Consider the following 14,508-nt stretch of genomic DNA (forward strand, 5'->3'; position numbering starts at 1 on the left):
CGTGACCTGGTGACGCAGGACGAGGGGGTGGCGGCGTCTGCCGAGCAGGCGGCCGCTGCCCTCGTCGCGTCGCTCGTGGGGTTGCGGGCCGCCGCCGGCGAGGTGCGGGCACCGCTCGACCTGCCCGACGCCGAGCGGGTGCGGACCGAGCGGGCCGAGGTCCTCGACCAGCTCGACGACTACCTGCTGCCGCGGGTGCGGGCGATCGGGGCACCCCTGCTGGTGGTCGTCGGCGGGTCGACCGGCGCCGGGAAGTCGACCCTGGTGAACTCGCTCCTCGGCGAGGTGGTCAGCGCAGCGGGGGTGCTCCGCCCGACCACGCGCGCCCCCGTCCTGGTGCACCACCCGCTGGATGCGGACTGGTTCCGGGGCGATCGGGTGCTGCCCGGGCTCGCGCGCGTGACCGGCCCCGACGCGTCGGCCGGTGGCGCCGGTGCGCTGCGGCTCGTGGCCTCCGCGGCGGTGCCGTCGGGGATGGCGCTGCTCGACGCTCCCGACATCGACTCGGTCGTCCGGGAGAACCGGCGGCTCGCCGCCCAGCTCCTGGGTGCTGCGGACCTCTGGCTGTTCGTCACCACGGCGGCGCGGTACGCCGACGCCGTCCCGTGGGACCTGCTGCTCACCGCCGCCCGCCGGCGCACCGAGATCGCCCTCGTGCTCGACCGCGTGGACCCCGGCACCGAGGGACCGGTGGGCACCCACCTCGCCCAGATGCTCGCCGAGCACGGGCTCGCGCGCGCCCCGGTGCTCCTCGTCGCGGAGGCCCCGGTCACCGATGGACTCCTGCCGGCGAGCGTGGTGGCACCGGTGGCCGACTGGTTGACCGCGCTGGGCGGCGACGCCGTCGCCCGGGCGGCCGCGATCGCCCGGACGCGTGATGGCGCCATCGCCGACCTCCTGGTGCGCTCGGCCGTCCTCGCCGACGCGGCCGATGCGCAGCGCGCGGCCGACGGGCGCCTGCGCGCCATGGTCACGGCGGGGTACGACGACGCGCTCGCCACGGTGCTGCGGGCGACGTCGGACGGCACGATGCTGCGCGGCGAGGTGCTCGCGCGCTGGCAGGACGTGGTCGGGACCGGGGAGTTCTTCCGGGCCATGGAGAGCCGGGTCGGCCGGGCCCGGGACCGCCTGGTGGCCGCGATGCGGGGGCGGCGCCCCCCGGAACCTGAGCTCGCAGCCGCCATCGGGCACGGGCTCGAGGCCGTCGTGCTCGACGCCGCCGGTGAGGCCGCCGATCGCGCGGAGACGGCCTGGCGTGCGGATCCGGCCGGCGCCGGGCTGCTCGCCGGTCCGCAGCCGCCGAGCGGGTCGGCCGATCTGCGCACGCAGGTCGCGGCCGAGATCCGCGCATGGCAGTCCGACGTCCTCGCCCTGGTGGGGGAGGAGGGCGCCGGCAAGCGGGCGACCGCGAGGGTGCTGTCGTTCGGGGTGAACGGGCTCGGTGCCGCGCTCATGGTCGTCGTGTTCGCCTCGACGGGTGGCCTGACCGGCGCCGAGATCGGGATCGCCGGCGGCTCGGCGCTGCTGGCCCAGCGCTTGCTCGAGGCGGTCTTCGGCGACGACGCGGTGCGCCAGCTCACGCGCACCGCAGCCGACCGGCTCACCGTGCGGGTCCGCGACGTCCTCGACGGGCAGGCCCGCCGATTCACGGTGCAGCTCGACGTGCTCGGCACCGCCCAGGCGAGCGGCGAGGCGTTGCGGGCTGCGGCGGACAGGGTCGCGGGCGCAGCGCGGGATGCCGCGGCGGCAGCGGCGTCGGCGACCGCCGACCTGGGCGGCGGGCCGAGCGCGGAGCCGGGCGAGCCGGTCGTGCTGCGCGGTACCGGTGCGGTGCGCGGTGCCGGTGCGCTGCGCGGTACGACTGGGCTGCGCGGTGCCGGTGCCGGTGGGCTGCGCGGTGCCGGCCTCGCGGCGCCCGACGACGCCCGGGGTGCGCTGCCTGCCCGTCCCTGGTGGCGCCGCCGCCCGCGCGGACCGGAGGCACCGTGACCACGCGGGGACTCGATCTCGCCGCGCGGGTCGCCGCGCTGGACGAGGCCGTCGAGGCGGCGGTGGGCCGCCTTCCCGCGGTTGACCTCGAACCCGCCCGCCGCGCGCTGATCCATGCGCGCGAACGGCTCGCGCTGTCACCCGACCACACCGTCGTCGCGCTCGCGGGGTCGACCGGTTCGGGCAAGTCCTCGCTGCTCAACGCGATCGCCGGCGAGCAGATCGCCGAGACGGGCGTGCGGCGGCCGACCACCGGCTTCCCCGCGGCCGCGGTCTGGGGTGCGGACGGCGCCGCCGAGCTGCTGGACTGGCTCGGCGTCGACGAACGCCGTCACCTGGCCGGACCGGCCGCCGAGGCAGCGACCGGTCTCGTGCTGATCGACCTGCCCGACCACGACTCGGTCGTCGTCGAGCACCGGGTGCGGGCCGAGCGCCTGCTGGAGCGGGTGGACCTGTTCGTGTGGGTCGCCGACCCCCAGAAGTACGCCGACGCCGCCCTGCACGAGCGCTACCTGCAGCCCCTCGCCACCCACGCGGACGTCGTCGTGCTCGCGCTCAACCAGGTCGACCGGCTGACGCCCGCCGAGCGAGACCGGTGCGTTGCTGATCTGCGCCGGCTCGCGGCCGAGGACGGCCTTGCCGGCGGCACCGTCCTGGCCGTCTCCGCGACCACGGGGGAGGGCCTGGACGAGCTGCGCGAGCTGCTCCGGCAGGCCGCGAGCCGGCGCGTGGCAGCCACCGCGCGGCTCGTGGCCGACATCCGGGCCGAGGCGGCCCAGATCGCGGCCGCGTGCGGCGAGGGCGTCCCCCCGCGGATCCGGCGGGCCGCGCGGGACGAGCTCGTCACCGCGTTCGAGACCGCGGCGGGGGTCGGGGTCGTGGTCGACGCCGTGCGCCGGTCGGCCGCCCGGCGGGCACGCGCCGCCACCGGCTGGCCGCCGACCCGATGGCTGGCACGGTTCCGCCCCGACCCGCTGCGCCGGTTGCACCTCGACGGTGTCCCGGAGCGGCCCGAGCTCACCCGCTCGTCGCTGCCCGGTCCCGGGGCTGCGGGTCGGGCCCAGGCCGGCAATGCGGTGCGGGAGTACACCGCGACCGCGACCGCCGGAGTTCCGCAGGTCTGGTCGCTGGCGGCGCGTGCGCGAGCGCGCGCCGCGGCGGCGACCTTGCCCGATGCGCTCGACCAGGCCGTCACCGGCACCCGGCTCGATGCGGAGCGGGTCCCGTTGTGGTGGCGCGCGGTCGGGGCGATCCAGTGGGTGCTGCTCGCCGCGCTCGCCGCCGGGCTGCTGTGGCTCGCGGGCCTCGTCCTGCTGACGTACTTCCGGTTGCCCGAGCCGACGACGCCCGTGTGGTTCGGTCTGCCGGCACCGACGGTGCTCGCCCTCGGCGGTGCGGCCGCCGGGATCCTGCTCGCCCTGGGTGCGCGGCTCACGGGCACGTGGGGCGCCCGTCGGAAGGCGGCACGGGCCCGCTCGCGGTTGCGCGCCGCCGTCGGGCAGGTGGCCGACGAGCGGCTCGTCCGGCCGGTGAGCGAGGAGATGCGCGCGCTCGAGCGGTGCCGGGCGGCGTCCCGGCTGGCGGCGCTGTGACGACCACGCCCCACCGGACCACGCACGTGACGACCACCACCACCACGATGACGACGCAGGGGAGTGACCGGATGAGCCGGCTCAGAGTTCCGGTCCAGCTGCGCTGGTCCGACATGGATGCCTACGGGCACATCAACAACGTCGAGATGTTCCGCGTCCTCGAGGAGGCGCGGATCGCGGCGTTCTGGGCCCACCCGCACCCCGGGGACGACGGCGGCTGGCCGACGGCGGTGATCGACGCCGGTCCGGGCTCGCAGACGGTGATGCTGGTCGCGCGGCAGGAGATCGAGTACCTCCGCCCGCTCGGGTACCGCCGTGCGCCGATCATCGTCGAGCTGTGGATCGGTCACCTCGGCGGGGCCAGCGTGGAGGTCTGCTACGAGGTGCACGACGGCGAGGGCGGCACCGAGGAGCACGATCTGCCGGCGACCGACGTGCCGGAGGGTGAGCCCCCGATCGTCTACGCGCGCGCGGCCACCACGCTCGTGCTGGTCGACCCGGCCACCGGGTCGCCGCGACGCCTGACCGACGCCGAGCGGGCGTCCTGGTCGCCCTACTTCGGTGACGCGGTCAAGCTCCGGCGGCGCGGGTCGACGACCTAGTCTGCCGGCGGCGCCTCGGCGCGTTCGGCCGCCCGCGCGATCCCCTGCTGCATGCCGCCGAACACGATCCCGTGGAACGGGGCGACCGACCACCAGTACAGCTGGCCGGCCAGACCGTGCGGGTGGAACAGCGCGCGCTGCGCGAACCTGGTGCCGCCCGCGCCGTCGTCCTCCACCCGCAGCTCGAGCCAGGCCAGGCCCGGCAGGCGCATCTCGGCCCGCAGCCGCAGCAGGCGGCCGGGTTCGACCTCCTCGACCCGCCAGAAGTCCACCGCGTCGTCGACCCGGAGCTCGCGCGGGTGCCGTCGGCCGCGGCGCAGCCCCGGCCCGCCCCAGAGGCGGTCCAGCACGCCGCGGACCTGCCACGCGAACGCCCACGAGTACCACCCGCGCTCGCCGCCGATCGCCTGGATCACCGCCCACAGCGCCTCGGGGGAGGCATCGACGGCCGTGCGGCGCTCGTCGACGTACAGCGAGCCGCCCGCCCAGTCGGGGTCGCTCGGCAACGGGTCGCTCGGGGCGCCCGGGAGGGACGCGGACGACCACCGGGTGTCCACGGTGGCCGCCTGGACCCGTTCGAGGGCCAGCCGCACGGCGCGGTCGAAGCCGACCAGACCGTCCGGTGGGTCCGGGACATACGTCGCGATGTCGTGCTCGTCGCAGACCACCTCGTGGATCAACGACTCCACGAGCGGCTTGGCGAGCCCGGCCGGGACCGGGGTCACCACGCCGACCCAGTGGCTCGACAGGCGGGGGGTCAGGACGGGCACCCGGACGATCAGGCGGCGCGGCAGGCCCGCGGCGCGCGCGTAGCCCTGCATCATCTGGCGGTACGTGAGGACGTCGGGCCCGCCGATGTCGAACCCGCGGCTCACCTCCGCGGGCATGGTCGCCGAGCCCACCAGGTAGCGCAGCACGTCCCGGATCGCGATCGGCTGGATGCGGTTGTCGACCCACTTCGGCACGGTCATGGCCGGCAGACGCTCGGTGAGGTAGCGCATCATCTCGAAGCTCGCCGAGCCCGAGCCGAGGATGATCGCCGCGCGCAGCACCGTCGTCGGGACCCCCGACGCGAGCAGGATCTCCCCGACCTCCCGTCGCGACTCGAGGTGCGGGGACAGGTCCTCGCCCTCGGGGAACAGCCCGCCGAGGTACACGATCCGCTGGACGCCGGCCTCCCGGGCGGCGCGCGCGAAGGTGAGTGCGGTGGCGCGGTCGCGGGCCTCGAACTTGGCCCCCGAGCCCAGGGAGTGGACGAGGTAGTAGGCCACGTCGACGCCCTCGAGCGCGGCCCGCGTCTCGTCCAGCACGGACACGTCGGCCTGCACGATCTCGACCTCGCCGTACCAGGGGCGTCCGCGCAGCCGGCTGGGGTTGCGCGCCAGGGCGCGCACGTGGTGCCCGACGGCGAGCAGCTCGGGCACGAGCCGTCCGCCCACGTACCCGGTCACCCCGGTCACGGCGACGGTCAGCGGTGCGACCCCCGCGAGGTCGGGGGTGACCACCACCGGCGTCGGCGCGCCGGAGTCGTCACCGGAGCCGGTCAAGAACGGTGCCGCAGCGTCACTCATGCCCGCCAGTGTGTCCGACGAGCTGGGTTTCGCCCAGCGGTTCGGGGACCCGGAACATGCCCTCCTGGGCGATGCTGGCCACGAGGGAGCCGGACTCGGTGTAGACCTTGGCCGTGCCCAGGCCCCGCCCGCCCTGGGCGCTCGGCGTGCCCTGGACGAAGAGGAGCCACTCGTCCACGCGCGCGGGGCGGTGCCACCACATCGCGTGGTCGAGGCTCGCCACCGACAGCCCGGGGGTGGTCAGGCTCAGGCTGTGCCGACGCATGACCGGCTCCAGCAGGATCTCGTCGCACGCGTACGCCAGCAGGGCGCGGTGCATCAGCTCGTCGTCGGGGACGACCCCCCGGGCGCGCATCCAGAGCATCTGTCGGCCGGTCTGCTCGGGGGCCGGGTGAAGGTACAGCGACGCCTCGACGTGGCGCAGGTCGAACGCGCTCTCCTGGAGCCAGAAGCGGGCGAGCGGGTGGTCGATGTTCTCGAGCAGGTCGTGCGCGGAGCCCAGCTCGGACGGCGGCGGGGCGGCCGGCATGCGGTCGGAGTGCTCGAACCCCGGCTGCTCCTCCTGGAACGACGTGATCATCGACAGGATCGGCTGGTCCGGCCGGCCGTTCTGGTAGGCGTGCGTGCGGCGTGCGCTGAACGACCGGCCGTCGCGCATGCGCTCGACCCCGAAGCTGATCGGGAGCTGGGCGTCGCCGGGCCGCAGGAAGTACCCGTGCAGCGAGTGCGGCAACCGTCCCTCGGGCACGGTCCGGCCGGCGGCGAGGAGCGCCTGCGCGAGGACCTGGCCGCCGAAGACCCGACCGCCGGGCCGGTTCAGGCTGGTACCGGAGAACGTGTCCTCACCGTCGGTCGACAAGGTGAGCGCGGCGAGCAGCCGGGCCATCGGGTCCGGGGTGAGGGGTTCGGTCATGTGCTAAAGGGTCACACAGTCTCCCGGCCGGAACGCCAGAAACCCGTCGTGGCCGGCGGTGATTCACGACTCAGGTGTCGGCGGAATTTTGCATCGAGTGCGCCGCGCGCTCGAGGTAGTCCCAGAGCTGGGCCTGCGGCATCGGCGCGAGCCCGAGCGAGGCCACCGCCGTGCGCATGTGTGCCAGCCAGCGGTCCCGGGCCAGCGCGTCGACCCGGAACGGCGCGTGCCGCATCCGCAGCCGCGGGTGGCCGCGCTGCTCGGAGTACGTCGTGGGACCACCCCAGTACTGCTCGAGGAACATCGTCAGGCGGACCTTGGCGGGGCCGAGGTCCGCCTCGGGGTACATCGGGCGCAGCACGTCGTCCTGCGCCACGCCGTCGTAGAAGGCGTCCACGAGCCGCACGAACGTGTCGTGCCCGCCGATCACGGCGTACAGGGAGCTCGGGTCGGGGGCGGCGGGGTTCGGGGTGCTCTCCACACCGGCCATTCTCGCATCGGGCCGGCCCGGGGGAGCGCGACCGGGGGCCCGGGGGAGTGCACGTGCGCACGAGGGGCACTAGGGTGGTCTAGACAAGTTGTCGTCGGCTCACCTGGAGGCCACCGTGCTCGAACGTCGTGTCACCGTCGCGATCGCCGAAGGGCTGCACGCGCGCCCGGCGGCCATGTTCGCCAAGCTCGCCGGTGAGCAGTCCGCGAAGGTCACGATCGGCAAGGTCGGCGGTGAGCAGGTCGCCACCGACAGCATCCTCGGCGTGATGACCCTCGGTGCCGGGTTCGGTGACGTCGTCCTGCTCCAGGCCGACGACGAGGGCGCCGCGGAGGCGCTCGCCGTGCTCGCCGAGTACCTCGCGACCGAGGACTGACCGCTCGAGCTGAGCTACAGCCCCAGCTCGTCGAGCACGGGCAGGTGCGCGCGCACCGCAGCGCGCGCACCGTCGGCCGACTCGGCCGTCAGAGCCAGCTCGGCCAGCTGGCGGCACTCGTCCGCGCTGACCGAGGCGAGGACCGCGGCGACGTCGGGCAGGGCGGGCGTGCTCATCGAGAGCGTCGCGACCCCGAGCCCGACCAGCACGACGGCGAGCGCGGGATCGGCCGCGGCCTCGCCGCACACCCCGACCGGACGGCCCTGCTGCGCGCCGCCGCGGCAGGTCGCCGCGATGAGCTGGAGCACCGCGGGCTGCCAGGAGGTCGACAGCACGGCGAGGTCGCCGAGCAGCCGGTCGGCCGCCATGGCGTACTGGGTGAGGTCGTTGGTGCCGATGCTGGCGAACTGGGCGCGGGCGAGGATCGGCCCGGACTGCAGCGCGGCGCTCGGCACCTCGACCATGACCCCGGCGGTCATCAGACCATGCGCGTGGCAGCGGCCGACGAACTCCTCGGTCTCGGCCACGGTCGACACCATCGGTGCCATCACCCACACGTCGGCGCTCTCGGCCTCGGCCGCGCGGGCGATCGCGGTGAGCTGGTCGTCGAGGATCTCCGGGTTGCGCGTTGAGGTGCGCAGCCCTCGGACGCCGAGGGCCGGGTTGGGCTCGTCGGTGTTGGTGAGGAACGGCAGCGGCTTGTCCGCCCCGGCATCGAGGGTGCGGACGACGACCTTCTTGCCGGCGAACGCCGCGAGCACCTGGCGGTACTGCTCGACCTGCTCGTCGATGGTCGGCGCCTGGGCGCGGTCGAGGAAGCAGAACTCGGTGCGGAACAGGCCCACGCCCTCGGCGCCCGCGTCGGCCGCGGCCTGGGCGCCGGCCGGCTTGCCGATGTTGGCCAGCAGCGGCACGAGGTGCCCGTCGCTCGTGCGCCCGGTGCCGTCGAACGTGCGCACCCGCGCAGCCAGCTCGGCGGCCCGGGCGAGCTGGGCGTCGGTCGGGTCGAGCGTGACCGTCCCGGCCGCGCCGTCCACCAGCACGAGGGTGCCGGCGGTGAGCGAGGTCACTCCCGCGGCGCCGACCACGGCGGGGATGCCGAGCGAGCGGGCGATGATCGCGGTGTGCGACGTCGGGCCGCCCTCGCTGGTGATGATCGCGACGACCCGGGCCGGGTCGAGCGTGGCGGTGTCGGCCGGGGCCAGGTCCACCGCGAGCAGCACGAAGGGGTGCCCCGGGTCCGGGACGCCGGGCGCGGGTCGGCCGGTCAGGACGGCCACGATCCGGCCGCGCACGTCGGCGACGTCGCCGGTCCGCTCCGCCATGTACCCGCCGAGGCTCTTGAGCTGGTCGATCACGACCGAGGCCGCCTGCCAGACGGCCCGGGCAGGGTCGATCCGGTCCGTGCGCACCAGGCGCTGGGCCGCCTTCACCAGGGTCGGGTCGGCGGCCATCATGGCCGTGGTCTCGAGGATCTCGCGACCGGTTCCGCTCGCGCGGGTCGCGGCCTGCTCGAGGTCGCGGCGCACCGCGGCGGAGGCCGCCGCGATCCGCTCGGCGGCGGCGTCGGCGTCGTCGGTGGCCCCGAGGCTCGCGCCCACCGGGGGCTCCGGGAGGGCGTCGGGCATGGCCACGAGGACGCCCGACGCGCGGCCCGGGCTGACGCCGATCCCGGTGAGAACCTGCTGGTCGCCGGCTCTGGTGCTCTCGTCCGGGCTGGTGCTCATGGGGTCCTCGGTTCGTCAGGCTCGGTGGCACGGGGTTCGGGTGGGCCGGTCACCACCACCGTAGGGCGAGCAGCGGGCCGGTGCGGGGATCGGGCCCCCGCACCGGCCGACCGTCAGGCCCTGGGGGTCGAGCCGCCCGAGCCACCCGAACCGGTGGGCGTCGCGTCCGTGCTCGGCGCCACCGTGGCGACCACGTCGTCCTCGGGCTGGTCGACGAGGAAGTTGTTGGCGCCGCTGTCGCCGTCGACCTCCCGGCCGGGGGTCCGCAGGTTCCACTTGACGATGACGAACCGGAACAGGAAGTAGTACACGACCCCGTACCCGAGCCCGATGAGCAGCAGCAGCACGGGCTGCTGCGCGATCCGGAAGTTCAGCAGGTAGTCGATGGCGCCGGCCGAGAAGCCGAAGCCCGCGTGGATGTCCAGCGCGTTCACCAGAGCCAGCGAGGTCCCGGTGAGGAGCGCGTGGATCACGTACAGCGGGTAGGCCACGTACATGAAGGAGAACTCGAGGGGCTCGGTGACGCCCGTGACGAACGAGACCAGCGCGGCCGATCCCATGATCCCGGCGATGACCTTGCGCTTGGACGGCTTGGCCGTGTGCACGAAGGCGAGGGCGGCGGCGGGCAGCGCGAACATCATGATCGGGAAGAAGCCGGTCATGAACGTGCCGGCGGTCGGGTCACCGTGCAGGAAGCGGGCGATGTCGCCCTCCCAGACCTTGCCGGACGCGTCGGTGAACTCGCCGAACTGGAACCAGGGGAGCGAGTTGAGCAGGTGGTGCAGGCCCACGGGGACGAGCAGCCGGTTCGCGGTGCCGTAGACGAAGCCGCCGAGGACGGCCGAGCCGGTGACGAACTCGGCGACCGCGGTCAGGCCGGCGTCGAACGCCGGGTAGATGAGCGCGCCGATGACGGCGACGACGATCGCCATGCCGGCGGTGACGATCGGCACGAAGCGCCGTCCGCCGAAGAACGCGAGGTAGGGCGGCAGCTTGATCCGGTAGTACTTCTGGTAGAGCAGCGCGGCGATCAGGCCGATGACGATCCCGCCGAGCACGCCGTAGTTGATGAGCTGCTGGGTCTCGCCCTCGGCGGCCTCGCCGAGCACGTACGGCGACAGGGCGGTCGAGACGCCCTTGAACACCAGGTAGCCGATCAGGGCGGCCAGCGCGGTCGAGCCGTCGGACTTGCGGGCGTAGCCGACCGCCACGCCGAGCGCGAAGATCATCGGCAGGTTCGCGAACAGGGCGTCCCCGGCCGCCGCGAGCGTCGCGGCGACGGGCAGGAGCCAGTCGCCCCAGGCGCCGGCGAGGCCGTCGGCGCCCAGCATGTCGGGCTGACCCAGGCGCAGCATGAGCGCGGCGACGGGCAGAGAGGCGATGGGCAGCATGAGCGAGCGCCCGATGCGCTGGAGCTGGGCCAGGCCCGGGATGGTCCGCTTCTCGCGGACCTCGCCGGCGGTGATGGCGGTCATGGTGGAGGCACTCCTCGTTGTGTGCGGTCACGCCGCCGGGGCTTCCGGCGCTCGCCGGTCCGACGCGCCGAGCCGTCGGCTCACGAGTGCGCTAGTTGTCTGGACCAGTTGGTGCACACTGTGGTGGAATGGAACCTGCGGTGTCAAGGCGTGCAGGGCACGGACCCGATGGCGGGCGATCAGGGGTGGTGGAGCAATGGTGCGGCACTCGGTCCTGAAGTACGTCCGGGTCCGCGACTACCTGCGTTCGCTCGTCACCCACGAGCTCGCGGTGGGCGATGCGATCCCGTCCGAGCGCCTGCTGTGCGAGCGTTTCGGGGTGTCCCGGATGACCGTGCGGCAGGCCGTCGACGCGCTCGTGGTCGAGGGGCTGCTCGAGCGCGAGCAGGGCCGGGGCACGTTCGTCGCCCCGACCAAGATGGATCTTGAGGTCCGCCTGTCGTCGTTCGGCGAGGAGATGCGCCGCCGCGGCATGGAGCCGTCGTCGAAGGTGCTCGCCGCCGAGGAGGTCGCGGCCTCGCCCGACATCGCCGACGCGCTCGACCTCCTGCCCGGCGAGCAGGTCTTCTACCTGCACCGCGTGCGCTACGCCGACGGCGAGCCGATGGCGATCGAGCAGTCCTGGTTGCCCAGCCGGCTCGCCCCCGGCCTGTTCGACGACGGTGCCCCCGCCAGCGTGTACGGCGAGCTCCGGCGGCGCGGCCTCGAGCCGGACTGGGGTGAGGACATCGTGGCGGCCAGCGAGGTCGACTCGCAGGACGCGGACCTGCTCGGGCTGCGCACCGGGCGGGCCGTGCTGCGGATGACCCGCCGGACCTTCGCGGGCGACACGGCCTGCGTCTACTCCCGCTCGTCATACCGGGCCGACCGGTACGTGCTGTGGGTGCCGCTGCGTGCACCGCGCCGCGCCCTCACCCCCACCCCCGCGACCGAGGAAGCGCCCCGCGCGGCGCCCTCACTGGAGAGCGAGCACTCGTGACGGACCAGGCGGCACTCATCTTGGCGGCGCTGGGCGGGGTCGCGAACATCATCGACATCGAGCCGTGCACCACGCGGCTGCGGTCGGAGGTGCGCGACCCGGCGCGCGTCGACGTCCCGGCGCTGCGCGCCGCCGGCGCCCACGGCGTGATGATCTCCGGGCACGTCGTGCAGGTGGTGGTCGGCCCCAGCGTCGACACCCTCGCGACCGACCTCGAGGAACTGATGTGACTAGTCTTGACACTCGGCATTCGGGCCGGCGTCGGTCATCAAGGAGAACCCCATGAGCAAGGCAGAGCAGATCCTCGCGGCCCTCGGCGGGGATGCGAACATCCTCGACCTCGAGCCGTGCATCACGCGGCTGCGGGTCGAGGTGAAGGACGCCTCGCTCGTCGACGAGGCCGCCCTCAAGGCGACCGGCGCGTTCGGCGTGGTCCGGTCCGGCAAGGTCGTCCAGGTCGTCGTCGGCCCCGAGGCCGACACCCTCGCCTCCGACATCGAGGACCTGCGCTGATGCCCTTGCCCCTCATCGTGCTGGCCCCCGTGACCGGCACCGTGCAGGCGATGGCCGACGTTCCCGACCCGGTCTTCGCCGGCGAGATCGTCGGGCCCGGCCTCGCGATCGACCCGAGCCGAGAGGGTGTCGTCGAGGCGATCGCGCCGGTCGCGGGGAAGATCCTCAAGCTGCACCCGCACGCGTTCGTGATCGTGGCGGACGGGACGCGCGGCGTGCTCGTGCACCTCGGGCTGGACACGGTTCAGCTCGACGGGGCCGGCTTCACGCTGCACGTGGCCGAGGGCGACACCGTCGCCGCCGGTGACGTCGTGGTGAGCTGGAACCCCGCCGAGATCGAGTCCGGTGGGCGTTCGCCCGTCTGCCCCATCGTCGCGCTCGAGGGCAAGCCGGGCTCCGTCGTCGGCCTGGTCGAGCCCGGAGCGGACGTGCGGGCGGGCGAGCCGCTGCTCGAGTGGGCCTGATCCACCTCCTGGCGCGTCCGGGGGCGGGCCTGCTGCTCGATCTTGACGGCACGCTGCTCGACAGCGAGCCGGTGCACCGCGGCGCCTTCCGTGACTACTTCTCGGCGCGCGGGTGGACCGTCTCGGACGAGGTGATCCGCCAGTTCGCGGGTCGGCGCGCGCAGGAGGTCTTTCCCGTGGTCGCCGGCCCGTGGGCGGGCGAAGACCCCGAGAGCCTCACCGCCGCCGTCCTCGACGTGCTGCGGCGCTCCGGGCGGCGGCCGGTCCCGGTGGCGGGGGCGGTCCGCCTCCTCGCTGCCTGCGCGCGGGCCGAGCTTCCGGTCGCGATCGTCACGTCCGCGCGACGGGAGTGGGCCGCCGCCGCCCTCGAGCTGCTCGGGGCCGCGGTGCCCATGGTCACCGCGGAGGACTGCGCGCGGGGCAAGCCCGATCCCGAGCCGTTCCGGCGCGGAGCCGACCTGCTGGGCCTGCCGCCGGGCGGCCTGGTCGCGGCCGAGGACTCCCCGGCCGGGATCGCGTCGGGGCGCCACGCCGGCATCGGACACGTCCTCGGTGTGACCACGTCCGCGGATGCGGGCGCGCTGCGACGTGCGGGGGCCCACGAGACGGCGCCGGACCTGACCGCGCTCGCGCTCGCCGTCGAGGCCCTCATGGTGCGCGACGGATCAGGGGCCTGATCGCGCGACCGATCCCGCGGTCAGGCGTTCGGCGCCTGCGCCCGCTCGGAGACCTGCGCCCGCTCGGGCACTCGCGGAGCCTCGGTGGGGTCGGCGACCACCGTCGTCCGTTCGATCACGACCTCCCGGCGCGGCAGGGCGAGGTCGATGCCCTCGGCCGCCAGCGAGATGCGGATCTTGGCCCGCAGCGCGCGCGACACGTCCCACTGCCGCGAGGGCGCCGTCTTGATCAGCAGGCGCAGCATCGCGCCCTCCGCCGAGAGGTCCTCGATCCCGGCGACCTCGGCCTCACCCTGGATCGCGGGCCCGAGGTCGGGATCGGCGGCGACCTCGGCGGCGGCCTCCAGCAGCAACGCCTGCACCCGCGGCACGTCCTGGTCGGCGAGCACACGGACCTCGATCAGCGCGCGCGACCACCCCTGCGTCATGTTCCCGACCCGCAGGATCTCGCCGTTGCGCACATACCAGAGCGTCCCGTTGAGCGAGCGGACCTGCGTCACGCGCAGACCCACCTGTTCGACGACGCCGCTCGCCTCGCCCAGGTCCACGACGTCACCGACGCCGTACTGGTCCTCGGCGAGCATCGAGATGCCGGCCAGGAAGTCCTTGACGAGCGTCTGCGCCCCGAACCCGAGCGCGACCCCGACCACGCCGGCCGACGCGAGCAGCGGGCCGACGTCCACGTGCAAGATCCCCAGCACGAGGACGACGACGACCGCACCCACGATGAAGGTCGCGCCCGAGCTCAGCGCCGACCCCATGGTCTGGGCGCGCTGCGCGCGGCGCGCGGCCGCCAGCGGGCTCGTCTCGGCCTGTCCGCCGTCCTGGCGCAGCCCGCGCGACAGCCGCCCGGCATTGCGCTGCAGGGCGGGGGCGCCGTCCACCAGGTGGCGCACCGTGCGCCGGATGAAGCGGCGCAGCAGCGCGAGCGCGATCCCGCCGATCAGGAGGGTCAGCCCGATCTGCCAGGCCGGGGTGATCAGCGCGTCGAACCACTCCCCGCCGTCCTTCACCGCCTGGCCGAGGGTCGTGTTCGGGTCGAGCGTCGGGTCGGTCGCGGCGAGCACGCGGGCGTCGGAGAGCAGGGACGAGGTGGGGGCAAGCATGGCCAGCAGGGTAGTCGGCGCCGCTGGGAGTCCC

General features: G+C 74.6%; 15 protein-coding genes. 9 read left to right on the forward strand and 6 right to left on the reverse strand.

Annotated elements, in window-relative coordinates; genetic code table 11:
* The first annotated feature begins 9 nt into the window (after window positions 1-9).
* The 3 genes from EUA98_RS03950 (at window position 10) to EUA98_RS03960 (ending at window position 4,183) form a co-directional block, all read left to right on the forward strand.
* Window positions 10-1,989: a GTPase family protein gene (locus EUA98_RS03950; RefSeq protein ID WP_165372707.1), complete on the forward strand. Its 1,980-nt coding sequence runs from the start codon at window positions 10-12 to the stop codon at window positions 1,987-1,989.
* The gene (locus tag EUA98_RS03955) at window positions 1,986-3,581 is read left to right on the forward strand and encodes a GTPase (protein ID WP_130101363.1); all 1,596 of its coding nucleotides are present in this window, start codon (window positions 1,986-1,988) and stop codon (window positions 3,579-3,581) included. Before EUA98_RS03950 ends, EUA98_RS03955 begins: the two co-directional genes overlap by 4 nt.
* A gap of 71 nt (window positions 3,582-3,652) precedes the next feature.
* Window positions 3,653-4,183, forward strand: coding sequence for an acyl-CoA thioesterase (locus EUA98_RS03960; RefSeq protein WP_130101404.1), 531 nt, complete (start codon window positions 3,653-3,655; stop codon window positions 4,181-4,183).
* Here the strand turns inward: EUA98_RS03960 and EUA98_RS03965 are convergent.
* The 3 genes from EUA98_RS03965 to EUA98_RS03975 form a co-directional block, all read right to left on the reverse strand.
* Window positions 4,180-5,754: an SDR family oxidoreductase gene (locus EUA98_RS03965; RefSeq protein ID WP_130101364.1), complete on the reverse strand. Its 1,575-nt coding sequence runs from the start codon at window positions 5,752-5,754 to the stop codon at window positions 4,180-4,182. The two genes, EUA98_RS03960 and EUA98_RS03965, sit on opposite strands and share 4 nt — an antisense overlap.
* Window positions 5,747-6,667 (reverse strand): acyl-CoA thioesterase, encoded by a 921-nt coding sequence (locus EUA98_RS03970; protein ID WP_130101365.1) that lies wholly within the window; start codon window positions 6,665-6,667, stop codon window positions 5,747-5,749. Before EUA98_RS03970 ends, EUA98_RS03965 begins: the two co-directional genes overlap by 8 nt.
* 70 nt (window positions 6,668-6,737) lie before the next feature.
* A complete protein-coding gene (locus tag EUA98_RS03975) occupies window positions 6,738-7,157 on the reverse strand; it encodes a globin (protein ID WP_130101366.1) in 420 nt (139 codons plus the stop codon).
* Window positions 7,158-7,272: 115 nt separating this feature from the next.
* Here EUA98_RS03975 and EUA98_RS03980 point away from each other — a divergent pair, with 115 nt between their 5' ends.
* A complete protein-coding gene (locus tag EUA98_RS03980) occupies window positions 7,273-7,533 on the forward strand; it encodes an HPr family phosphocarrier protein (protein ID WP_130101367.1) in 261 nt (86 codons plus the stop codon).
* Between the two features lie 14 nt (window positions 7,534-7,547).
* Here the strand turns inward: EUA98_RS03980 and ptsP are convergent, their stop codons facing one another.
* Together ptsP and EUA98_RS03990 are read right to left on the reverse strand one after the other, a co-directional pair.
* Window positions 7,548-9,260, reverse strand: coding sequence for a phosphoenolpyruvate--protein phosphotransferase (gene ptsP, locus EUA98_RS03985; protein WP_130101368.1), 1,713 nt, complete (start codon window positions 9,258-9,260; stop codon window positions 7,548-7,550).
* A 113-nt stretch (window positions 9,261-9,373) separates the two neighbouring features.
* Window positions 9,374-10,735: a PTS transporter subunit EIIC gene (locus tag EUA98_RS03990; RefSeq protein WP_130101369.1), complete on the reverse strand. Its 1,362-nt coding sequence runs from the start codon at window positions 10,733-10,735 to the stop codon at window positions 9,374-9,376.
* Between the two features lie 199 nt (window positions 10,736-10,934).
* Here EUA98_RS03990 and EUA98_RS03995 point away from each other — a divergent pair, with 199 nt between their 5' ends.
* Genes EUA98_RS03995 through EUA98_RS04015 form a run of 5 tightly spaced genes read left to right on the forward strand, consistent with a single transcriptional unit; the run spans window position 10,935 to window position 13,368 of the window.
* Window positions 10,935-11,714 (forward strand): GntR family transcriptional regulator, encoded by a 780-nt coding sequence (locus EUA98_RS03995; protein WP_242511257.1) that lies wholly within the window; start codon window positions 10,935-10,937, stop codon window positions 11,712-11,714.
* Window positions 11,711-11,944, forward strand: a complete 234-nt coding sequence (locus EUA98_RS04000) for a PTS sugar transporter subunit IIB (protein WP_130101370.1) — start codon at window positions 11,711-11,713, stop codon at window positions 11,942-11,944. Before EUA98_RS03995 ends, EUA98_RS04000 begins: the two co-directional genes overlap by 4 nt.
* A gap of 52 nt (window positions 11,945-11,996) precedes the next feature.
* Window positions 11,997-12,227: a PTS sugar transporter subunit IIB gene (locus tag EUA98_RS04005; protein ID WP_130101371.1), complete on the forward strand. Its 231-nt coding sequence runs from the start codon at window positions 11,997-11,999 to the stop codon at window positions 12,225-12,227.
* Window positions 12,227-12,691, forward strand: a complete 465-nt coding sequence (locus tag EUA98_RS04010; protein ID WP_130101372.1) for a PTS sugar transporter subunit IIA — start codon at window positions 12,227-12,229, stop codon at window positions 12,689-12,691. The genes EUA98_RS04005 and EUA98_RS04010 overlap by 1 nt, the downstream gene beginning before the upstream one ends.
* Window positions 12,682-13,368 carry an HAD family hydrolase gene (locus EUA98_RS04015; RefSeq protein ID WP_165372708.1) on the forward strand — a complete coding sequence of 229 codons (687 nt, stop codon included), beginning with the start codon at window positions 12,682-12,684 and terminating at the stop codon, window positions 13,366-13,368. The genes EUA98_RS04010 and EUA98_RS04015 overlap by 10 nt, the downstream gene beginning before the upstream one ends.
* 20 nt (window positions 13,369-13,388) lie before the next feature.
* Here EUA98_RS04015 and EUA98_RS04020 read toward each other — a convergent pair whose 3' ends face one another.
* Entirely contained in the window at window positions 13,389-14,474 is a 1,086-nt protein-coding gene (locus EUA98_RS04020) for a mechanosensitive ion channel family protein (RefSeq protein WP_130101374.1), read from the reverse strand.
* Window positions 14,475-14,508 lie beyond the last annotated feature (34 nt).

It is taken from the genome of Pengzhenrongella frigida, from assembly GCF_004168625.1.
Classification (GTDB): Bacteria; Actinomycetota; Actinomycetes; order Actinomycetales; family Cellulomonadaceae; genus Pengzhenrongella; species Pengzhenrongella frigida.